Below are 19,104 nucleotides of genomic sequence, written 5' to 3'. Positions count from 1 at the left end.
GAGAGCAAAGACGCGGAATCTCTCCTAAAATCGGAGGGGTGATCTTCAAGCTGGTCGGCGACCGACGCCCCTATCCCGAACATGGTCTGACCCACCGCGAGTGGGCTCAGATACCACCGCGGCAGGTGCGCCTCGACTCGCTGATCACCACGAAGGCGATGCTCGATCTGCACTCGCTTCTGGCAGCCGACTCCACCTTCTACGGTGACCTGTTTCCGCACGTCGTGCAGTGGCAGGGCGAGCTCTATCTGGAGGACGGCCTGCACCGCGCCCTGCGCGCCGCGCTGCACCAGCGCTCGATCCTGCACGCCAGAGTGCTGGAGCTGCAGGACTGAACTTTGCTACGGTGATCTTCGATCTGGACAGATTCGCCCTGGAGATCGGATGCCCCCCGAGGAACCCCCGAACATCCCGCTCGGTGTGCCGACGGTACGCCGGAGGATGACCCGGCGCGGATCGTGGCGGCCTTCCGCGAGAGGCAGGCGCCCGGCTCGTTCGTGACGATCTCCCACATGACCACGGACGGCATGTCGGAGGAGGAGCAGCAGGGCTGGCGCGCCGGGTTCGCCGGGGCGACGGTGCCGCTGGAGCTCAGGAGCGAGCCGGAGATCCGGCGGCTGTTCGACGGCTATCAGCTGGTCGAGCCCGGCGTGGTACGCCCGTGCGACTGGCATCCGGACGCGGACGACTGGCCCCGCACCACCTCGCTGTTCGGCGGCGTCGCGCGTCTGTGACCCCGAGGGCCTTAGGGTGACCGGTGTGCTGATTCAGGGTGCGCTCGCGTTATCGCTGTCCTTGAGCGGGCTGACGGGTGCGCCCGCCGGAGTGGACTGCGCCAAGGTCAAGTGCCTGGCGCTGACCTTCGACGACGGGCCGAGCGACTACACGGCCAAACTGCTGGACACCCTCAAGAAGGAGAAGGTCAAGGCCACCTTCTTCCTCATGGGCCAGCACGTCGAGAAGTATCCGAAGCTGGCCAGGCGGCAGGTCGCCGAGGGACACGCCATCGGCAACCACACCTGGGACCACCCGCACCTGCCCGCCATGACGGACCAGCAGATCCTCGACGAGATCCGCACCACGCAGGAGGCCATCACCACGGCCACCGGGCAGCGGGCCAAGCTGTTCCGCCCGCCGTACGGGGACACCGACCAGCGCGTGCTCGACCTGGTGGGGCAGGAGGGGCTGCCCCAGATCCTGTGGACGGGCACCACCCTCGACTGGAAGCTGCGCGACCCCAAGAAGATCACCGCCGCCGTGCTCCGCCTGGCCAAGCGAGACGGCGTGATCCTCATGCACGACGTGGTGCCGCAGACGGTCAAGGCGATGCCCGGCATCGTCAAGGAACTCAAGAAGCGCGGCTACCACCTGGTGACGCTCCCCACCCTCCTCCGCGGCAAGCCCCTCCCCGCGGGCACCACCTACCCGCCCGCCCCCTAGCCCCGGTGGCCGACCTCCTGGTGCTGGTCAACGGCCTGCCCGGCGCCGGCAAGTCGACGCTCGGCAGGCCGCTGGCCACACAGCTGAACGCCCGGTTCCTGTCGAAGGACGCCGTCAAGGAGGCGCTGGCAACCTGCGCCGACGGCGACCTCGCCGCGCTGGGCGACGGTCTCCGTCGATTGCACGGACCTGGCCGCGCATATCAAGCGTGTCGCTCAGGCGTCCTCTGCAATGTCGTGGTAAATCCCGAGCGCGTGATGTCCACGGCGGTTGCTTTCTGGTTGCTCGATCGCGTCAAGGGTTCGCCAGGCCATCCCCCAGTTTCACCTCCGGGGATTCTTGACGGTCGAGCATCGGTCAACAGTCCATCACGGGCCATGCAGGATCACGCTCGATGCCTCTGCGGGAAAGCGGGGGTTGGAATGTAATGGAACAACGACTAGCTACAGGGTCATGCGATGCTGCGGCTGGCCGGTCCGGGGGGAAGCCGGGTGCAGTCGTCATGGGCGCCGAGGCCGAGGCTGATGCGGCGCCCATGACGACCAACCCGACCGCAAGCCCAGACGGCCTCCCCGAGCCTCAAGATCGCCCATCCCGAGAGGTCATCCGTCGATCGTCCCCCGAAGCGGTGGGCGACGCGGGCGTAGCAGGCCAAAGCGCGTCTCCGCCCTACGGGCCGGCGTCACGAAACAATGCAGCGGCGCCGATATTGATGCACGCGCCATGCGTCAGCCTGGGCGAATATCGGTAAACCGAACTCCACCCCAAAGCCTCACCAACACTCCACATATCTGATGATGCGCTGAGATTTGGGTGTTAATGTCGCATTTGTCGGCAATGTAGATGCTCTCGCGACAAGAGCTCGTTCATGAGGAGGGAACCATGATACGTGGCGGCTTCCCTGCCTGGAATAACTGGGACGACTGGGGCGGCGGCGGCGGCTGGGGCGGCGGCGGCGGCTGGGGCTGGGGCCGCAGGCGCTGGTGGCGCCGTCGCTGGTGGGGCGGACGTGGCTGCGGCGGCGGCTGTGGCGGCTGTGGCGGCTGGTGGTAAACCGCACCGAGGAGAGCCGACGGCCTGTCCGTCGGCTCTCTATGAGGCCATCGACATCTGTCTCCCCGCTCGGCTCAGCGGAGCTCTCGGGGTAGACCCAAGATCTTGAAATGCAGCGGGCCCCGGAACTGGTATGCCAGTTCCGGGGCCCATTCGCGGAGCGGTGGTGGTGGGATTTGAACCCACGGATGAGTTGCCCCATCACACGCTTTCGAGGCGTGCGCCCTCGGCCACTAGGCGACACCACCGCCGACGAGCTTACCGGATCCTGCGAGTGGCGAAGAACTCCTTAAGTACGGCGGAGCACTCCTCCCCCAGCACCCCCATGACAACCTCGGGCCGGTGGTTGAGGCGGCGGTCGCGCACCACGTCCCACAGCGACCCGACGGCGCCCGCCTTGGGGTCGACGGCCCCGTAGACGATGCGGTCCACGCGAGCCAGCACCAGGGCGCCCGCGCACATCGTGCACGGCTCCAGGGTGACGACCAGGGTGCAGCCGTTGAGGCGCCACGTGCCACGGGCTCGGGCGGCCTGCCGTACCGCGAGGATCTCGGCGTGGGCGGTGGGGTCGGCGGCGGACTCGCGGTCGTTGCCCGCGCGGCCCAGGACCTGTCCGAGCTCGTCCAGGACGACGGCGCCGACGGGGACCTCGCCGCGGGCGCCGGCGTCGGCCGCCTCGGCGAGGGCGAGGCGCATGGCCTCGGTAGCGTTCACCGCAGCCGGTCGAGCTCGTCGGCGAAGGCGAGGCGCTCGGCGATGACGGACAGGATGTCGGCGGGCAGCACGCCCTCCTCCATCGACAGCTCCAGCAGTTCCTCCGAGGTCACGCCCAGGTCGCTGAGCAGTTCGAAGTCACCGGCGGGGCGCACGCCGAGCCCGTTGCCCTCCTTGTCGACGGCGACGCCGGCGAACTCGGCGAACAGCTCGCCGATGTTGTCGGACATGATCGCGTGCGCGTCGGACAGGAACACGCGCGGCTCCTCCTCGCCCCGGTAGCGGGCGATGGCGAACCACTCGTCCTCCACCTCGACGCACAGCAGGGCCAGCTCGTCGCCGGCCAGGCCGAGGGTTTCGCTGACGGTGTCGGCGAAGTCGTCGACGATCTCGGCATCTCTGAGATCGACCTCGGCACCGCTCCAGCCGTTCACGGTTCTGACGAAAGCCGCAGAGAAGGTGTTAGAGGCCATGTCCGTGCTCCAGGGGTCAGCCGAAGACCGATTCGATGGCTCGCTCGAACGGCTCGGAGAAGCCGAGCCGGGCGGCGATGCTGGACAGGACGTCCTCGGGGAGCAGGTCGATGTCGCCGGACAGGATGCCCAGCTCCATCTCGTCCAGCCCGAGGTCGGCGAAGATCGACAGATCTCCCGCGGGCAGCACCGTGTCCTCGTCCTGGAGGATCTCGTCGAGCTCGTCCTCGTCGGGGACCGGTACGTCCAGATAGGTCAGCACCTGACGGGCCAGCGGGAAATCCCAGGAGGCGGCGATGTCGGACAGGAAGACATCGACCCGATCACCCAGCACCCGCAGCGCCACGAAGAACTCATCCCCCACGGCGACCAGGCCAATCGTGCCGCTCTCGCTGGGCTGCTGGCGCAACGCGTGGATCAGACCGTGCAGGTCGGATGTGAGAGCGGCCGGCATCAGCTCGGCATCCCAGCATTCGTCCTCGCGATAGACCACGATGGCGAAGTCGAGCGCATCTTCGTCTGTCATCGTCCACCCCACCGATGTGGCCTCTACGGATTCCAATCGTTCCAGAACCGGCCAGCCGACGTGCGCCCCTCCGACCAAATTGTGATCAAAACCAGGAGCACGACGTGCCGGTACGTTGCTCACAAGATAGCGTTGTCCCTTATGGAAACCCTCGTCGTCGACCATCCGCTAGTGGCGCACAAGCTGACCACGCTGCGTGATGTGCGCACCGATTCACCCACTTTCCGCAGGCTGGCGGACGAGCTGGTGACGCTGCTGGCGTACGAGGCGACCCGTGACGTCCGCGTCACCGACGTGACGGTCGAAACCCCCGTCGCCCCCGCGCACGGTGTACGGCTGGCCAAGCCGTACCCGTTGGTGGTGCCGATCCTGCGGGCGGGGCTGGGCATGCTCGACGGGATGACGCGGCTGCTGCCCACGGCCGAGGTCGGTTTCCTCGGCATGATCCGCAACGAGTCCACGCTGCAGGCCGAGACGTACGCCACCCGGCTGCCCGAGGACCTGTCCGGGCGGCAGTGCTACGTGGTCGACCCGATGCTGGCCACCGGCGGGACTCTGGCGGCGGCCGTGCAGTTCCTGTTCGAGCGCGGCGCCGTCGACGTGACCGCCATCTGCCTCCTGGCGGCCCCCGAGGGCTTGGCCTACATGGACAAGGTGTTCGCCGACTCCGGCCGCCCGCTGCGCGTGGTCACCGCGGCACTGGACGAGCGCCTCAACGAGAACGGCTACATCGTTCCCGGCCTCGGTGACGCGGGCGACCGTCTGTACGGCGTCGTCTGAAGTCATTCTTTCCCTCACGCTCGGTCACCCTCTCGTTACATACTGTGGTTATGTGGGTACGTAGAGCGAGGAAGGCAACTTCCGCATGGGCGTGAGGGAGCACGATGAGGGATATACCGACCACCGAGGTGTTCTCGTGAGCGATCTCACCGAGGCGGAATCGAGTCCGTACGCGGAGGTCGAGACGGCGCTGCGCAAGGAGTTCGCCGGCGTCCACACCTCGACCACGGTCACGCGCTGTGTCGAAGCGGCACACTACGGCGCGCTGGAGGTCACGGGCTTCGCCCACCCCAGCCTGGTAGAGCGGATCGCCCGCAAGCACCTTCACGTCCTGGCGCTCGTGGCAAGCGAGCGCGGCTAAGCAAGATCAAAACTAACCGGCCAAGTTACCTTTACCCCGGCAACCAGGTGGGTAATGTATACGGCGGGTGTAGTGGGTAAGTGGTACGGAGGCGGCAGTGCAGGTCAAAAAATGGCTCACCTGGGGTGGTGTCGCATTTGTTGCGTACTACCTGTTCGCGCGACCAGCCGACGCCGCGGACGCGGTCAGGGGCGCGTTCGACACGGTGTTCAACGCGGCGGACTCGCTCGCTCAGTTTGTGAATAACCTCGCATGAGACTTGTGACCCACGGGGACTCTGCGCCGTCGTCGGTCAACCGTTACCTACTCCCCCACGAACACCAGGTCATCATGGTGCGGCGTCACCCAGCCGTGCTGCTCCGTCCGGTCGCCGAGGTCTTCGGCGGCCTGATCATCGCCGGGCTGCTGAGCAAGTTCTTCGGCGACAAGGGGGGCGGCACGGCCCTCGTCGTCGTTTGGTGGCTTTGGCTCCTGCTTCTGATCCGTTTCGTATGGAAAGTCGCGGAGTGGTCAGTCGACTACTTTGTGGTGACCTCTAAGCGGATGTTGCTGACCACGGGTTTGATCACCCGTAAGGTCGCGATGATGCCGCTGCAGAAGGTCACGGACATGAGCTTCCAGCGATCTCTCCTAGGGCGCATGCTCGGTTACGGGGAGTTCATCCTCGAATCGGCCGGTCAGGACCAGGCACTGTCCACGGTGGAGTACATTCCGTATCCAGAGACCTTGTACCTAGAGGTGTGCCAGATGCTTTTCCCCAGCAAGGACGACGGGGACGATTAACCCCTAGGTAGTGATTTCTTCAAGTGGGGATACCCGATTCGGCTACTTCGTGCAATCATTTGCGTGTTGTTGACCCTTCCCCGCCTTGAGAGATGAGATGCCGAGTCAGGGAACAATCGGTGACCGCGTCCGTGGACTGCGGCTGAACAGGCGGATGTCCCAGGCCCAGCTGGCCGGCCCCGACCTGTCTGACAGTTATGTCTCGCTCATCGAGTCGGGTAAGCGCACGCCGACTCCGGTCGTGGCCCGCCTGCTCGCGGAGCGGCTGGGTTGCACGACCGAGTTCCTGCTGCACGGGATCGAGCCTCGCCAGCGCATCGACACCGAGCTCGGGCTGCGCCACGCCGAACTCGAACTGCGCCATGGCGATCCGGCCATGGCCGCCGACCGGTTCACCGAGATCGTGAAGGCGGCCGACGAGGAGAACGCCCTGCTCACCGCGCACGCCCGCTTCGGCAGGGCCCGCGCGCTCGAGGCCCAGGGCAGACTCGGCCAGGCGGTGGAGGCCTTCGAGCGGCTGCGCCGCGAGGCCGCCGCACACCCCGAGCGGCTGGCCGACCTGCCGCTCACGATCGCACTCAGCCGCTGTTACCAGCGGGCCGGCGACCGGCTCCGCGCCCGCGACCTGGCCGCGCACGCGCTGGAGCAGGCCGAGCGCCTGGCGATCACTCAGGGTGAGATCGCCGTGGACCTCGCCACCGCGCTGGTGGAGACGGGCGAGGACCACGCCTTCGTCAAGACCGTGCTGGATGTCAGTGGCGTGCCGGAAGTTGTGGACCGTTCCGGAGAGATCCAGGCGCTGTGGCAGGCCAGTGTGGCGGCCGCGGCGGGTGAGGATTCCGCGCTGGCGGTCCGGCTGGCCGACGACGCCATCACCGCGGGCAGGGAGACGCGCCTCGCGCTGCAGTTGGCCCGCGCGGCGATGTACTGGGCGCGGCTGGAGTCCTCCTCGGTCGAGCAGGCCGACGGCCTGGTGCGGGACGCGAGCCGGGTGTTCGCCGCCTTCCCCGCGACCACGCAGGAGCACGGCGAGAGCCTGATCGCGCACGCCAGGGTGCGGCTGCGCGCGGACGACCCGGCGCGCGCCGGCGAGCTGGCGACCGCCGCGCTGGAGGTGGCGCACGGGGGCACCGCGCCCGCCGAGGCACATCTGGTGCTCGCCACGACGGCCCTGGACCTGGACGCCGACGCGGCCGCCCATCTGGACGCCGCGCGCGGGCTGCTGGACGGGCTCCACCGGCCCGTGTTCGGCTCCGACCGGCAGGCCGCGCGTTGCTGGCGCGAGCTGGGAGACCTCTACGGCCGCGTCGGTGCACGTGGTCAGCAGACAGCCGCGTATCGTAAGGCTCTCGAGGCGGCGGGCGTGCGGTCCGCCATGGCGGGGGTGACGGTCGACGCGTCGATAACCCGCTGACCTCCACAGGCACTCCAGATTTGGCATTTCGCGTCTGGAATAATTAGGGTCTACCAGTCATTGACTCATAGGATGATTGGTTTCCCCGGAGGAGGCGGACTGTGAGTCTGCGTACGGCGCAGCGGGCTTCGCTCGTCGACCAGGTGATCGATCAGCTCAAGGAGCAGATCACCTCAGGGTCGTGGCAGATGAACGGCAAGATCCCGACTGAGACCGTGCTCGCCGAGCAGCTCGGGGTGGGTCGCAACACCGTTCGCGAAGCAGTGCGCGCCCTCACTCACGCGGGGTTGCTCGAGTGCCGTCAGGGGGACGGCACCTACGTGCGCGCCACCAGCGAGCTGTCCGGGGCGATGCTGCGCCGCCTGCGCCAGGCCGAGCAGTTGGAGATCCTGGAGGTCAGGCGCGCCCTGGAGGTGGAGGCGGCCCGGCTGGCCGCCGCCCGCCGCAACGACGAGGACATCCTGCGCATCGAGGCCGCCCTGGCCGAGCGGGAGCGCGCCTGGGAGCTGGACGATCCAGACGCCTTCGTCGAGTCCGACCTGAACTTCCACATGTCGGTGGCGCACGCCACGCACAATCTCGTCCTCATCGACCTTTACGAGGACTTCTCCGCTGCGCTGCGCGCCAGCATCACCGCCGCGGGCACCTCGCTCAACAAGACCTACATCCCGCACGACGCGATCGCCCGCGCCATCGCCGCCGGCGACGCGGCCGCCGCCGAGCGCGCCGGCCACGCGTGCATGGAGCACATCCTCATCGCCCTTACCGATCAGTAAGCAAGCCCAGCCCTGTGAGCTGGGCTTTTCTCATGTACGGCAAGCCGCGCCAACCCGCCGCCCGCCGCACTCCGGCTGAGGACCCGCGACCGGCGCTTCCGGCGAGTCGGTGACAGTGACCCGCCGCCACGGCGCACGGAATGCACCGTGACGGCGGTTCGTGCTCACGCCGCACGGAGGACGTCGCGGTGATCCTGTGCGAACTCCACGAATGTCCTGGCCTTGCGACCCACCACGGTCTCGAAGTCCGGGGTCGTGAAATCTCCCCAGTTCCTGGAGTACGCCTTGCCGTACTCGACGGTGACCGCGGCGATCCACTCGGGCAGCCCTGCCGACAGCATCGCCTGGTAGACGTCCTCGTGCCCGATCGGCTGGTAGGCGATCCGCTCGCCGTACACCTGCTCGAGCGAGGCGGTCATTTCTCCGAGGGAGACGCTGACCGGGCCGGTGATCGTGTAGGTCTTGCCGGCGTGCGGCGCCGGGTCGGTCAGGATCGCGGCGCCGAAGTCGCCGATGTCGCGCACGTCGATGGGGCTCAGGCGGCCGTCTCCGGTCGAGCTGTAGAGGGTGGCGCCGTTGACCGAGCCCAGCAGGTTCTGCATGAAGAAGGCGGGCTTGATGATGGTCCAGTCCAGCCCGGAGGCCTGCAGTTCGTTGTCGGACAGAGCGTGCAGGCGGCCGTTGCGCGTGGGCGCGTCGTGTCCCGCGCCGATCGCCGACAGGCGCACCACATGGCTCACTCCGGCCTGCTTGGCCGCCCACACCGCGTTGGAGCTGGCGTGCGGCGCCTGCGGCCCCATCGCGGTCAGCAACCACAGCGTGTCCACACCCGTGAACGCCTTCACCAGGCTCTGCGGATCGTCAAGATCTCCCACCACCACCTGGTGGCCCGCCGGGGCCTTGGCGGCATCACGGACCAGCACTCGCACGTCGGCAGAATCGGGCAGGGAACGCAGTACAGCACTCGAGACGTTGCCGTTGGCACCGGTGATCAAGATGGTCATGTCAGCTCTCACTCTCATCAGTGGTGCCCTCTTCAGCGGACACCAGCTCGTCGATCAAGGCGAAGAAGGCGGCGATGCCGGGCAGGTTCGCGCCCTTGGCGCGGGAGGCGGCGAAGTCCTCAGACGATCGCCACTCCACGATGTCCAGCCACTCGTCACCGGGAAGCCGGACCAGCCGCGCGCCGAGGAACCCGGCACGGTCCGCACGGAAGTCCGCGATCATCCCCTTTCGCGCGGCCGGCAACAGGTCGGCACGCTCGGGAGACACGCGGAATCGCGTGAGTTCTACCGTTCTGCTCATGGACAACACGGTATAGTAAGAATCAGTGATGGTCAAGATTAGTGACTAATTGGAGGGCATGGTGCGGCGGAGCGAGCGCAAGCAGGCCAACCCCGACCTGGGTGTGCTGACGGCGCGGACGCTGTTCGGCCTGCAGCGGGAGCTGTCCCGCTCGCTGGCCGATGAGGGGCATCCAGGTCTGGGGCCGCGACACGGCGCGATACTGGCCTACCTCGACCCCGAGGGCAGCAGGGCGACGGATTTGGCGGCGCAGTCGGGGCAGCACAAGCAGGTCATCGGCACGCTGGTGGACGAGCTGGTCGAGCTGGGCTACGTCGAGCGCCAGCCCGATCCCAGCGACCGCAGGGCCAAGCTGATCGTGCCCACCGAGCGAGGGCTGGACCAGATGGCCAGGGCGGACGCCATTGTGGCGCGCATCGAGCGCGAGCACGCCGAGGCCATCGGGGAGCAGACCTACGCCGAGTTCAAGCGCGTGTTCACGCAGGTGGCGGCGCGCCAGTCAGGTCACGCGGAGTGACATGACCAGGTAGCGGAAGGCCGGCTCGGCATCGCCCGGCACGTCCTGGATCAGGGCGGGCTTGGTGGAGGAGCTCATGTTGATCCTGGCCAGCTCGCTCTCGATCCCGGTCAGGCCGTCGAGCAGGAACTGGGACTGGAAGGCGATCTGGATGTCGTCGCCGCCGCGCAGCTCGCACTCCACGACCTCGGTGCCGCGCCCGATGTCGCCGCCGCCGGCCTGGATGAGCACCTGGCTCTGACTGAAGGACAGGCGGATGGCGGTGTTGCGCTCGGCGACCAGGGCGACTCTCCTGATCGCGTCGACGAACGGGGCGACCCGCACGTCGGCCCTGATCGGCCAGTCGGAGGTGAGCCGGGCGCGGTAGTCGATGAACTGCTCGTCGAGCAGGCGCACGGTCGTGCTGCGCCCGACGCTCTCAAATCCGGCCACGCCGTCGCCCATCGCCACCGACACCTCGCCGCCGCGCAGGGTCTTGGCCACTTCGACCATGACGCGGGCCGGCACCATGGCCGACACGGCCAGGTCGGGCGAGACGGGCCGCCAGGTGAAGTCACGGGCCGCGATGCGGTAGCGGTCGGTGGCGGCCATGGCCACCCGGTCGCCCTCGACGTCGACCCTGATGCCGGTGAGCATGGGCAGCGTGTCGTCGCGGCTGGCGGCGGGGGCCACCTGGCTGACGGCCGAAGCGAACACGCCGCCGCCGACCGCGCCGATGCTCGGCGGCATGGTGGGCATCGTCGGGAAGTCCTCGACCGGCATGGTGATCAGCCCGAACTCGGCCGTACCGCAGGTCAGCACCGCCTCAGCGCCCTCGGTGACGATCTCGACGTGCTCGGCGGGCAGGCTGCGGCTGATCTCGGCCAGCAGCCGGCCGGGGATGAGCACACTGCCTCCCTCCGCCACGTCGGCGTCGACCTCGGCCCTGGCGGAGACGTCGTAGTCGAACGCGGACAGGCTCAGTTGCTCGCCCGCCTCCAGCAGCAAGCCGGCGAGCACGGGAGCCACCGGGCGGCTCGGCAGGACCCTGGCCGCCCACGCCACCGCGTCCGACAGAACATCGCGGTTCACCCGGATCTTCACCCGATCCACCCCTTCGTATCACCTGCGTTCTATGAAGGTATCCGAGGTGGCTGACAAATCCTATTGGAATAGAGCGTTCCGTTCTGATATAGTAGAGACACCACCGCGACAAGGAGGCAGCAATGACCAAGTGGACCGTACTCGACGAAGCGCACGAGGCCCTTCGCACCGTCGTTCGCGGCGTGCCCGCCGACGCCTGGGAGCTCCCCACGCCCTGCTCCGCCTGGAACGTGACCCAGGTGCTCCAGCACGCCGCGGGCGACCAGATCGGCTACGCCTCCTTCCTCACCGGCGGTCCCGGCCCCTCCGAGGACCCCTTCTCGCCCTCCGGAACGCTCTCCGCCACGCCCGAGGAGGTGGCGGAAGCGGCCATGCGGGCCTCGGCCGAGGCATGGGCCGACGTGGCGGCCGACGCCCAGGAGGTGTCCGTGCCGATCCCGCCGAACAAGCTGTCGGCCGCGGACGGCGTCACGGCGTGCGCGATGGACGCCGCGGTGCACGCCTGGGACATCGCCGTCGCCACCGGCCAGCCGTCGCCGCTGACGCCGGAGCTGGCCAGGGAGTTGCTCCCGGTAGCCAGGAAGCTGGTCGAGCCGCTGCGGCAGTGGGGCGCCTTCGGCCCCGTCGTCGAGGGCGAGGACGGCGACGAGGCGGCCGAGCTGCTGCGGTACCTGGGGCGGCAGCCCGTACTGTAGAGTGCCTTCATTATGAAGGACGTACATAAATTGCAAGAGGACGCCGGGGGTCTCTATGACCCCCGGGTCAGGGAGGCGATGGAGCGCTTCACCGGAGGCGGCGACACGGCGCTGTTCGAGGCCGCGGCGGCCGTCCGGTCGGCGTTCCACGCCGTGGAGCGGATGCGGACACAAGGGGCCGAGGGGCGCGGGCTGAGTTCCGGCGCCCTGGACATTCTGATGCGCGTGAGCGCCGAGGCGGCCAGCATCGGCGACCTGGCGCAGGCGTCGGGGGTGAGTTCGCGCAACGTGACGGGTCTGGTAGACACCTTGGAGAAGGACGGCCTGGTCCGGCGGAACCAAGACCCGCAGGACCGCCGCTCCGTGCAGGTCAGCATCACCCCCGCGGGCAAGGCCTGGACGGAGGCCTTCAGACGGCCCTCCCAGCTCGCCATGGAGTCCGCCTTCCACGGCTTCACCCCCGACGACCTCGACCGGCTGCGCCATCTGTGCCTGCGGCTCGTGCAGAACCAGGAGACCCGATGACCACCGAGACCCAGACCCGCCAGGTTGTGCGCGCCTACCACGAGGCCCGCTTCCGCGGCGACATCCCTGCCGCGGCCGCCCAGCTGGCCAGGGACTTCACCTTCAGCAGCCCGCTGATGACCTCCACCGACCCTGAGGGCCACCTGAAGGACCTGCCGGCCTTCCTGGAGGTGGTCACCGGCGTCGACCTGCTCAGCGAGCTGTACGGCGAGGCCGAGGCGACCCTCGTCTACGACGTCTACACCGCTACCCCGGTCGGCGCCCAGCGCACGGCCGAGCACTTCCGCCTCGACGACGGCAAGATCACCTCGATCGTGCTCATCTTCGACGGCACCCCGTGGCAGGAGATCATGCCCTGAGCCGCCCGGCGATGCCGACCCAGACGTCGATCTCCTCCGCCCCGAAGTCCCTGATCGAAGCGGAGCGTGACCACGTCGAAGTCGGCATCGCCCCGCACCTCCGGCGGCATCACCGAGACATCCAGACGATCGACGCGGGGAAGTGTCACAAACGCCGGTCCTCTCCCGTCCAACTGCCATGAAACAACAGGGATTCGTGAAGGGCGTCGTCGTGCTCGGCGCCGTGGTGTTCCTGGCCGGCGGCGTGTGGGCCTTCGGCTGGCCGCAGAGCTTCTACTCCACCATCGCCACCTACCCGCCCTTCAACCTGCACCTCTTCCACGACCTGGGCGCCTTCCAGCTGGGCATCGCCGCCGCCCTCGTCGGGGCGCTCATCTGGTCGGACGCGCTGTTCGTCGCCCTGCTCGGCGGCGCGACCGGCTGCCTGGTCCACGCGATCTCCCACGTGCTCGACCGGCACCTGGGCGGCAACCCCAGCGACCCGTGGACCCTGACCGGCCTGGCCCTGATCATGATCGTCGGCCTGGTGGTGCGGATACGCGCCAGGGTGTGACACACCAGACAGCCGTCACAGGAACAGCGTTGATCACACGGGTGCTTTACCGGAAGAGTGAAGCGAAGGGAAGCACGCCATGACCATCTTGATCGCCTACGACGGATCCGCCGACTCGCGCGCCGCCATCGAGTTCGCGGCCAAGCATTTGACCGCCGAGCAAACCGTGATCCTGACCGTGTGGGAGCCGCTGCTCGTCCAGCTGAAGAAGTATCCCCTCGCCGGCGCGGCCGTGCTCTCCGACGCCGCCGCCGAGTGGCGCGCCCAGGCTGAGCAGTACGCCAAGGAGGGTGCCGAGCTGGCCAAGGCCTCCGGGCTGGGCGACGTCAGTTTCCGTGCCGTGGCCGACAACGAGTCCATCTGGCAGGCCATCGTGGACACCGCCGACGAGCTGGACGCCTCCCTGATCGTCACGGGCTCCCGCGGCCTGGCCGGCGTCCGGTCGGTGCTGCTGGGCAGCGTGTCCAACCACGTGCTGCACCACGCGCACCGGCCGACGCTGATCGTCCCGCCGGGCAAGAGCTAGCCGGCGCAGGGCATGCAGTTGGCGGGCGGGCACAGCCGGGTGTCGATGCGGCGGGCACCCGGCCCCTCCTCCCCCAGCCGGTCGTGCGCGTTGGCCAGCGCGCACCGGTCAAGAGACAGGCAGCCGCAACCGATGCAGTCGGTGAGGTCGTTACGCAGCCGCTGCAGCTGCTCGATCCGGTCGTCCAGCTCCGCCCGCCAGGCGGCCGACAGCCGCGCCCAGTCCTCCCGGGTGGGGGTCCGCTTCTCCGGCAGCTGGGCCAGCGCCTCCTTGATGGTCTTCAGCGGGATGCCGAGGCGCTGGGCCAGCCGTACGAAGGCGACCCTGCGCAGGGTGTCACGGGTGTAGCGGCGCTGGTTGCCGGCCGTACGCCGGCTGGAGATGAGGCCCTTGGCCTCGTAGAAGTGCAGGGCGGACACCGCCACACCGCTGCGCTCGGACAGCTGACCGACGGTCAGCTCCTTGGAGTTCCACGCGACCTTGGTCATAACCTCAAGCATAGTTGAGGATTTCTATTCCCAGCGGAACAGCCGCGCCGCCAGCGTCCCGAACACCACCAGCCCGACCGCCAGCACGGCCAGGTGCAGCGGCTGCGGCGCGTGACCCGCCCAGGTGTCGCGCATGGCCTGCGCGAACGGCCCCACCACGCTGAAGTCGCTGATGTGCCGCAGTGTGTCCGGCATGAGCTCCCGCGGAAGCCACATGCCCGCCACGAACATCAGCGGGAACATCAGCATGGATCCGATCCCCGGCGCCGCCTTGGAGTTCGGCGCGACCGCCGCCACCACCAACCCCATCGCCAGCAGCGCGGCCGAGCCGAGCAGGAACACCAGCACGAACCCCGGCAGCTGCTGGGGAATCGCCGTCCCCAGCACCACCCGCCCCAGCACGATCAGCAGAGCCGTCGAGACGATGCCGACCGCCATGTTGATCATCAGCTGGACCGCCAGCACCCGGCTCGGATGCACCGGCGTGGTCGACAGCCGCCGCAGGACCCCGCGCTCGCGATACTGCGTCAGTGCGGTCGGCAGTACGGTGAACGCCAGCGTCATCATCGCCAGCATCGCCATCATGGCCGGCATCTGGGTGTCGTTGACGCTCTGCCCGCCCATCGCCGGATCCGGCTTGGAGAAGTCGGGAATGCTGCCCAGGATCAGCAGCAGCGCGGTCGGGAGCCCGATGACGATCAGCGGCGACTGCACGTCGCGCAGGTGGAGCTTGGTCTCCACGGCCAGGATCTTCTTCATGACAGCTTCCTTCCGGTGAGAGCGAGGAACGCGTCGTCGAGCGTGGCCTGCTCGATCCGCAGGTCGTTGGGGACGATCCCGTGCTGGGCCAGGGTGAGGGTGACGGCCTGCGCCAGGTTCCCCGACCCGGTCACCACGACGTGCCCGCCCGTCGCGGAAACCTCCGTGACCTCGGGCAGCGCCAGCAGAACGGCGTGATCCACCGGCGCCGACGGCCGGAAACGCAGCCGTTGCTCGGCCGACACCCGCTCGATCAGCCCGGACGGCGAGTCGACCGCCACCACCTTGCCCGCGTCGATGAGCGCGAGCCGGTCGCACAGCCGCTCGGCCTCCTCCATGAAGTGCGTGACCAGCACGATCGTCACCCCGCTGTCGCGCACCTGCTCGATCAGCTCCCAGGTGTCCCGGCGAGCCTGCGGGTCCAGCCCCGTGGTCAGCTCGTCAAGCACCGCGATCTTCGGCTTGCCGACCAGGGCCAGAGCCACTGACAGGCGCTGCTTCTGCCCGCCGGACAGCTTGGCGAAGCGGGTGTCGCGGCTGCCCGTCAGGCCCATCCGGTCCATCAGCTCGGGCCACGGAGCGGGCGAAGGATAGAACGAGGCGAACAGGTCCAGCGCCTCCGCCACTGTGATCTTGTCGGGCAGCGCCGCACTCTGCAGCTGCACGCCCAGCACCCGGCGCACCTCGTCCCGCTCCACGCGAGGATCGAACCCGGCCACGCTGACCGACCCGCTGTCCGGGACGCGCAGACCGGCGATGCACTCCACGGTCGTGGTCTTGCCGGCGCCGTTGGGACCGAGGATCCCGAAGATCTCGCCCTCCTTGACGTCGAGGGAGACATCGTCCACCGCCACGCGATCTCCGTACCGCTTGTGGAGGTTCCTTACCTCGATGGATTTCATACCTCCGAAGCTAGAAATTTCGACTGGCGCCGGGAATCGCGCTGGATACCCGGCAAATGTGTACCTAGGTGCAGTGACGAGCACGTCCCGCGTTGAGCACACTGGAGGGCATGCCCCGGTCCCTCGCCCTGCTCGCGCTGAGCGTCGTCGAGCTCGCCGTGCTGGCGGTCTCACTGGTGGTCCTGCTGCTCTGCTTCGGCCTCGGAGCGATCCCGCTCTTCCCTCCGCAGGTAGGCCTCATCAGGCGGGTCACCGAGCTGCACCGGCGGCTGGCACGCGAATGGTGCGGCGTCGAGATCGACTCGCCCTACCGGCCCAAGCCGCCGCCACCGCGCGCCCAGGCCGACGGCATGTACCGTTCCGACCGCACCCTCTACCGCACGCCGCGCATCCCGGCCTTCAACGACCGGTGGAAGTGGATGATGACCGATCCCGCCACCTGGCGGGATCTCGCCTACCTGGCCCTGGATCCGGTGGTCAAAGTGGCGCTCGCACCGCTGCTCCTGCTGCTGCCCCACCGCGGCCTGCGCCTCTACGGCCTGTGGAGCCCCCTGCTGCTGGCCGCCACCACCAACAGCCGCCTGGCCGGCCAGGTCAGCCACCTCCACAGGGTCCGCGACCTGGCCGTCGACTCCCAGGCCGCCGAGATGCGCAGGATCGAGCGCGACCTGCACGACGGCACCCAGGCCAGGCTCGTCGCCATCGGCATGACCCTGGGCGCCGTCGAGCAACTGGTCGACACCGACCCCGACGCCGCCAAGGCACTCCTGGCCAAGGCCAGGGAGTCCTCCGCCGAAACCCTGTCGGACCTGCGCAGGGTCGTCCGCGGCATCCACCCGCCCGTCCTGGCGGAACGCGGACTGGCCGACGCCGTACGCGCCCTGGCCATCGACAGCCCCCTGCGCGTCCACGTCGACATCGACCTGCCGCACCGCCCGGAAGCCCCCGTCGAGGCCGCCGCCTACTTCGCCGTCAGCGAGCTGCTGTCCAACGCCGCACGACACGGCGGTGCGGAAACCGCCACCATCGACATCAGCACCAACGGCCGCACCCTGCGCATCACCGTCACCGACGACGGGATGGGCGGCGCCGACCCCACCAAGGGCAGCGGCCTGGCCGGCATCGAACGCCGCCTGGCCGCCTTCGACGGAGTCCTCGCGCTCAACAGCCCGCCCGGCGGCCCCACCACCGTCACCATGGAACTGCCCAAGGTCCTGCCGGAACACTGGGCGGGCAACCTGCCCAGGATGCCCCGCTGGAAGGCCGCCCTGGTCGTCGCGCTCTGGTCCACCTCGTGGTGCCCGCTCTTCCCCCAAGGGCTCGTCACCGGCGCCATGAAGCTCATCCACCTCGACGAGAAGAGCTGGTTCCTGGCCCTCTACCTGCCCGAGCCCTGGCAGTGGCCGACCATTATCGGCATGATCCTCCTCGGCATGACCATGTACACGCTCGCCATCGCCATCCCCGCCGCACACCGCAACCCCCAGGGCGGGTGCCGATGAGCCGCGTCCTGATCGCCGAAGACCTCTACCTGCTCAGGGACGGCCTCGTCCACCTCCTCCAGGCCCACGGCTTCACCGTCGTCGCCGCCGTCGAATCCGGCCCCGACCTCCTCAACGGCCTGCTGGAGCTGCGCCCCGACGTCTCCATCGTCGACGTACGGCTCCCGCCCACCTTCACCGACGAAGGCCTCCAGGCCTCCCTCGAGGCCCGCAAGCAGGTCCCCGGCCTGCCCATCCTGGTCCTCTCCCAGCACGTCGAACAGCTCTACGCCCGCGAACTCCTGGCCGACGGCTCAGGCGCGATCGGTTATCTCCTCAAGGACCGCGTCTTCAACGCCGCCCAGTTCATCGACGCCGTCCGGCGGGTCGCCGACGGCGGCACCGCCATGGACCCCGAGGTCATCGCCAAGCTCCTGGCCAGCAACGCCCGCAACGAACCCCTGGCGGCCCTCACCCCGCGCGAACGCGAAGTCCTGGAGGCCATGGCCGAAGGCCGCTCCAACGCCGCCATCTCCCAGCGCCTCTACCTCAGCGAAAGCGCCGTCGCCAAACACACGGCCAACATCTTCGCCAAACTCAACCTCGCCCCCTCCGACGACGACAACCGCCGCGTCCTGGCCGTCCTCGCCTACCTCAACAGCCGCTGACCCCTTCGCCTGTACGGCGGGCATCGTCGTGTACGGCGAGCCTGCTCATCGGATACGGCCGCCGTACAAGACCAGCTCGATCGGCAGATCGCTTCTTGCCTCTTCAGAGGAAGACGCGAGCGATATCAAGCCACTTCTGCGCGTCCTTGCCGACCGCCGTGAGGTCAGTCTCGGCTCGGGACCTGCGTTGGGTGACTCGAAGGCAGAAATCGAGGGCACTGCCCTGAACGCGTTGCATGGCATCTTCCGGGCCCCATGCCCAGGTTTGGCCATCGGGACCAGTCAGCTCGACACGGAACGGCTCTGCCGGAGCAGGCAACTGGGCTGCATAGAACGACAGCTCTCGTCCTACCACCCCCAACGAGGCCACATGCCGGAGCCGACCCGTCGGACGGTGCGAGACACCCAGCGTGTCGAAAATGTCCTGCCCGTGAGCCCACGTTTCCATCAGGCGAAGCGGCACCATGAGCGCTGCGGTCAACTGCGAGCCGTACCACGGAAACCCATGGTCCAGCGGAACGTCACGTAGCGCCGCTGCCACCTCGGTTCGGCCGGCGCGCCATTGTTCCAGCAGTGCTGATCGCGGTTTGGCTGCTCCCGCAGCGGCGTCAAGATCAGCGTATTGGCTGCCTGCGGCTTCGGCCTGCTTCAGCACAGCGTCGAACGCATCCGGGGTCCGTATGGCGATGAGAACGTTCGCATCAGCTGAAGCTAGATGAGCGATCTGGTGGGCGATCGTCCACCCCGCTGCCGGCGTGGGCTTGGACCAGTCGGCCTGCGCTGATACCAGGGCGTCGAGCTCATCTCCTTCAGCCACCAAGTCGGGCAGGGTTGCGTCCACGGGAGTGGTGTACGAGTTTGACCTGGTCACAAGCGTGGCGGCCGTGAAATGGAGACGGCCATCGCGTGATCCTTCGAGTGCG

At 68.3% G+C, this 19,104-nt stretch carries 29 protein-coding genes and 1 tRNA gene; 19 read left to right on the top strand and 11 right to left on the bottom strand.

The features are described 5' to 3' along the window. Window positions 1–38 precede the first annotated feature (38 nt). The 5 genes from ACIBHX_RS51905 (at window position 39) to ACIBHX_RS51885 (ending at window position 2,493) form a co-directional block, all read left to right on the top strand. A complete protein-coding gene (locus ACIBHX_RS51905; protein ID WP_397076406.1) occupies window positions 39–335 on the top strand; it encodes a type II toxin-antitoxin system VapB family antitoxin in 297 nt (98 codons plus the stop codon). A gap of 21 nt (window positions 336–356) precedes the next feature. Beyond that, on the top strand, window positions 357–734 hold the full coding sequence (locus tag ACIBHX_RS51900; protein WP_397076418.1) for an SAM-dependent methyltransferase: 378 nt from the start codon (window positions 357–359) through the stop codon (window positions 732–734). Between the two features lie 25 nt (window positions 735–759). Beyond that, window positions 760–1,440 carry a polysaccharide deacetylase family protein gene (locus ACIBHX_RS51895; protein WP_397076404.1) on the top strand — a complete coding sequence of 227 codons (681 nt, stop codon included), beginning with the start codon at window positions 760–762 and terminating at the stop codon, window positions 1,438–1,440. A 5-nt stretch (window positions 1,441–1,445) separates the two neighbouring features. Beyond that, window positions 1,446–1,868: an AAA family ATPase gene (locus ACIBHX_RS51890; RefSeq protein WP_397076402.1), complete on the top strand. Its 423-nt coding sequence runs from the start codon at window positions 1,446–1,448 to the stop codon at window positions 1,866–1,868. Between the two features lie 454 nt (window positions 1,869–2,322). Next, window positions 2,323–2,493, top strand: a complete 171-nt coding sequence (locus tag ACIBHX_RS51885) for a hypothetical protein (protein ID WP_397076400.1) — start codon at window positions 2,323–2,325, stop codon at window positions 2,491–2,493. 161 nt (window positions 2,494–2,654) lie between these two features. Here the strand turns inward: ACIBHX_RS51885 and ACIBHX_RS51880 are convergent. The 4 genes from ACIBHX_RS51880 to ACIBHX_RS51865 form a co-directional block, all read right to left on the bottom strand. Continuing rightward, a tRNA-Ser gene (locus tag ACIBHX_RS51880) sits at window positions 2,655–2,741 on the bottom strand. 10 nt (window positions 2,742–2,751) lie between these two features. Then, complete coding sequence (gene tadA, locus ACIBHX_RS51875; protein ID WP_397076399.1) at window positions 2,752–3,207, bottom strand: tRNA adenosine(34) deaminase TadA; 456 nt, start codon at window positions 3,205–3,207, stop codon at window positions 2,752–2,754. Next, complete coding sequence (locus ACIBHX_RS51870; protein WP_397076397.1) at window positions 3,204–3,680, bottom strand: tRNA adenosine deaminase-associated protein; 477 nt, start codon at window positions 3,678–3,680, stop codon at window positions 3,204–3,206. Before ACIBHX_RS51870 ends, tadA begins: the two co-directional genes overlap by 4 nt. Before the next feature lie 16 nt (window positions 3,681–3,696). Further along, complete coding sequence (locus ACIBHX_RS51865) at window positions 3,697–4,206, bottom strand: tRNA adenosine deaminase-associated protein (RefSeq protein ID WP_397076395.1); 510 nt, start codon at window positions 4,204–4,206, stop codon at window positions 3,697–3,699. Between the two features lie 141 nt (window positions 4,207–4,347). Here ACIBHX_RS51865 and upp point away from each other — a divergent pair, with 141 nt between their 5' ends. From upp to ACIBHX_RS51835, 6 genes are all read left to right on the top strand, one after another. Further along, window positions 4,348–4,986 (top strand): uracil phosphoribosyltransferase, encoded by a 639-nt coding sequence (gene upp / locus ACIBHX_RS51860; protein ID WP_397076393.1) that lies wholly within the window; start codon window positions 4,348–4,350, stop codon window positions 4,984–4,986. Window positions 4,987–5,122: 136 nt separating this feature from the next. Next, a complete protein-coding gene (locus ACIBHX_RS51855) occupies window positions 5,123–5,347 on the top strand; it encodes a hypothetical protein (protein WP_397076392.1) in 225 nt (74 codons plus the stop codon). Window positions 5,348–5,444: 97 nt separating this feature from the next. Then, the gene (locus tag ACIBHX_RS51850) at window positions 5,445–5,603 is read left to right on the top strand and encodes a hypothetical protein (RefSeq protein ID WP_397076391.1); all 159 of its coding nucleotides are present in this window, start codon (window positions 5,445–5,447) and stop codon (window positions 5,601–5,603) included. After that, the gene (locus ACIBHX_RS51845; RefSeq protein ID WP_397076390.1) at window positions 5,600–6,130 is read left to right on the top strand and encodes a PH domain-containing protein; all 531 of its coding nucleotides are present in this window, start codon (window positions 5,600–5,602) and stop codon (window positions 6,128–6,130) included. The genes ACIBHX_RS51850 and ACIBHX_RS51845 overlap by 4 nt, the downstream gene beginning before the upstream one ends. Before the next feature lie 97 nt (window positions 6,131–6,227). Beyond that, window positions 6,228–7,544, top strand: coding sequence for a helix-turn-helix domain-containing protein (locus tag ACIBHX_RS51840; RefSeq protein ID WP_397076389.1), 1,317 nt, complete (start codon window positions 6,228–6,230; stop codon window positions 7,542–7,544). Window positions 7,545–7,645: 101 nt separating this feature from the next. Next, window positions 7,646–8,320 (top strand): FadR/GntR family transcriptional regulator, encoded by a 675-nt coding sequence (locus ACIBHX_RS51835; protein WP_397076387.1) that lies wholly within the window; start codon window positions 7,646–7,648, stop codon window positions 8,318–8,320. A 164-nt stretch (window positions 8,321–8,484) separates the two neighbouring features. Here the strand turns inward: ACIBHX_RS51835 and ACIBHX_RS51830 are convergent, their stop codons facing one another. Both ACIBHX_RS51830 and ACIBHX_RS51825 read right to left on the bottom strand, forming a co-directional pair. Continuing rightward, a complete protein-coding gene (locus ACIBHX_RS51830; protein ID WP_397076385.1) occupies window positions 8,485–9,324 on the bottom strand; it encodes an SDR family oxidoreductase in 840 nt (279 codons plus the stop codon). 1 nt (window position 9,325) lies between these two features. Continuing rightward, window positions 9,326–9,625: an antibiotic biosynthesis monooxygenase gene (locus ACIBHX_RS51825; RefSeq protein WP_397076384.1), complete on the bottom strand. Its 300-nt coding sequence runs from the start codon at window positions 9,623–9,625 to the stop codon at window positions 9,326–9,328. Window positions 9,626–9,683: 58 nt separating this feature from the next. On the opposite strand from ACIBHX_RS51825, the gene ACIBHX_RS51820 reads away from it, so the two are divergent. Next, window positions 9,684–10,142 carry a MarR family winged helix-turn-helix transcriptional regulator gene (locus ACIBHX_RS51820; RefSeq protein ID WP_397076382.1) on the top strand — a complete coding sequence of 153 codons (459 nt, stop codon included), beginning with the start codon at window positions 9,684–9,686 and terminating at the stop codon, window positions 10,140–10,142. Here ACIBHX_RS51820 and dnaN read toward each other — a convergent pair. Next, a complete protein-coding gene (dnaN, locus tag ACIBHX_RS51815) occupies window positions 10,125–11,225 on the bottom strand; it encodes a DNA polymerase III subunit beta (RefSeq protein ID WP_397076380.1) in 1,101 nt (366 codons plus the stop codon). The genes ACIBHX_RS51820 and dnaN overlap by 18 nt on opposite strands. A 122-nt stretch (window positions 11,226–11,347) precedes the next feature. Between dnaN and ACIBHX_RS51810 the strand changes: the two genes are divergently transcribed. From ACIBHX_RS51810 to ACIBHX_RS51790, 5 genes are all read left to right on the top strand, one after another. Continuing rightward, window positions 11,348–11,920 (top strand): TIGR03086 family metal-binding protein, encoded by a 573-nt coding sequence (locus ACIBHX_RS51810; protein ID WP_397076378.1) that lies wholly within the window; start codon window positions 11,348–11,350, stop codon window positions 11,918–11,920. Window positions 11,921–11,932: 12 nt separating this feature from the next. Continuing rightward, window positions 11,933–12,445: a MarR family winged helix-turn-helix transcriptional regulator gene (locus ACIBHX_RS51805; protein WP_397076377.1), complete on the top strand. Its 513-nt coding sequence runs from the start codon at window positions 11,933–11,935 to the stop codon at window positions 12,443–12,445. Continuing rightward, window positions 12,442–12,804: a nuclear transport factor 2 family protein gene (locus ACIBHX_RS51800; protein WP_397076375.1), complete on the top strand. Its 363-nt coding sequence runs from the start codon at window positions 12,442–12,444 to the stop codon at window positions 12,802–12,804. The genes ACIBHX_RS51805 and ACIBHX_RS51800 overlap by 4 nt, the downstream gene beginning before the upstream one ends. Before the next feature lie 196 nt (window positions 12,805–13,000). Then, window positions 13,001–13,357 (top strand): hypothetical protein, encoded by a 357-nt coding sequence (locus ACIBHX_RS51795; protein ID WP_397076374.1) that lies wholly within the window; start codon window positions 13,001–13,003, stop codon window positions 13,355–13,357. A 79-nt stretch (window positions 13,358–13,436) separates the two neighbouring features. Continuing rightward, window positions 13,437–13,883: a universal stress protein gene (locus ACIBHX_RS51790; RefSeq protein WP_397076372.1), complete on the top strand. Its 447-nt coding sequence runs from the start codon at window positions 13,437–13,439 to the stop codon at window positions 13,881–13,883. Here ACIBHX_RS51790 and soxR read toward each other — a convergent pair. The 3 genes from soxR to ACIBHX_RS51775 are packed head-to-tail and all read right to left on the bottom strand — an operon-like array spanning window position 13,880 to window position 16,032. Beyond that, a complete protein-coding gene (soxR, locus tag ACIBHX_RS51785) occupies window positions 13,880–14,371 on the bottom strand; it encodes a redox-sensitive transcriptional activator SoxR (protein WP_397076370.1) in 492 nt (163 codons plus the stop codon). The two genes, ACIBHX_RS51790 and soxR, sit on opposite strands and share 4 nt — an antisense overlap. Window positions 14,372–14,395: 24 nt before the next feature. Beyond that, the gene (locus tag ACIBHX_RS51780) at window positions 14,396–15,130 is read right to left on the bottom strand and encodes an ABC transporter permease (RefSeq protein WP_397076368.1); all 735 of its coding nucleotides are present in this window, start codon (window positions 15,128–15,130) and stop codon (window positions 14,396–14,398) included. Next, window positions 15,127–16,032, bottom strand: a complete 906-nt coding sequence (locus tag ACIBHX_RS51775; protein WP_397076366.1) for an ABC transporter ATP-binding protein — start codon at window positions 16,030–16,032, stop codon at window positions 15,127–15,129. The genes ACIBHX_RS51780 and ACIBHX_RS51775 overlap by 4 nt, the downstream gene beginning before the upstream one ends. Window positions 16,033–16,142: 110 nt before the next feature. On the opposite strand from ACIBHX_RS51775, the gene ACIBHX_RS51770 reads away from it, so the two are divergent. Then, window positions 16,143–17,534: a sensor histidine kinase gene (locus tag ACIBHX_RS51770; RefSeq protein WP_397076364.1), complete on the top strand. Its 1,392-nt coding sequence runs from the start codon at window positions 16,143–16,145 to the stop codon at window positions 17,532–17,534. Further along, window positions 17,531–18,181, top strand: a complete 651-nt coding sequence (locus ACIBHX_RS51765; RefSeq protein WP_397076363.1) for a LuxR C-terminal-related transcriptional regulator — start codon at window positions 17,531–17,533, stop codon at window positions 18,179–18,181. The genes ACIBHX_RS51770 and ACIBHX_RS51765 overlap by 4 nt, the downstream gene beginning before the upstream one ends. 103 nt (window positions 18,182–18,284) lie before the next feature. Here ACIBHX_RS51765 and ACIBHX_RS51760 read toward each other — a convergent pair. Next, the coding region (locus tag ACIBHX_RS51760; protein ID WP_397076361.1) for a TIGR03084 family metal-binding protein at window positions 18,285–19,104 on the bottom strand (820 nt) is incomplete at its 5' end.

This window comes from Nonomuraea sp. NPDC050536 (assembly GCF_044457685.1).
In the GTDB taxonomy this organism is placed as follows: domain Bacteria; phylum Actinomycetota; class Actinomycetes; order Streptosporangiales; family Streptosporangiaceae; genus Nonomuraea.
The sequence above is the reverse complement of the archived record's forward strand: the minus strand, read 5'-3'. Positions and strand labels throughout refer to the sequence as shown.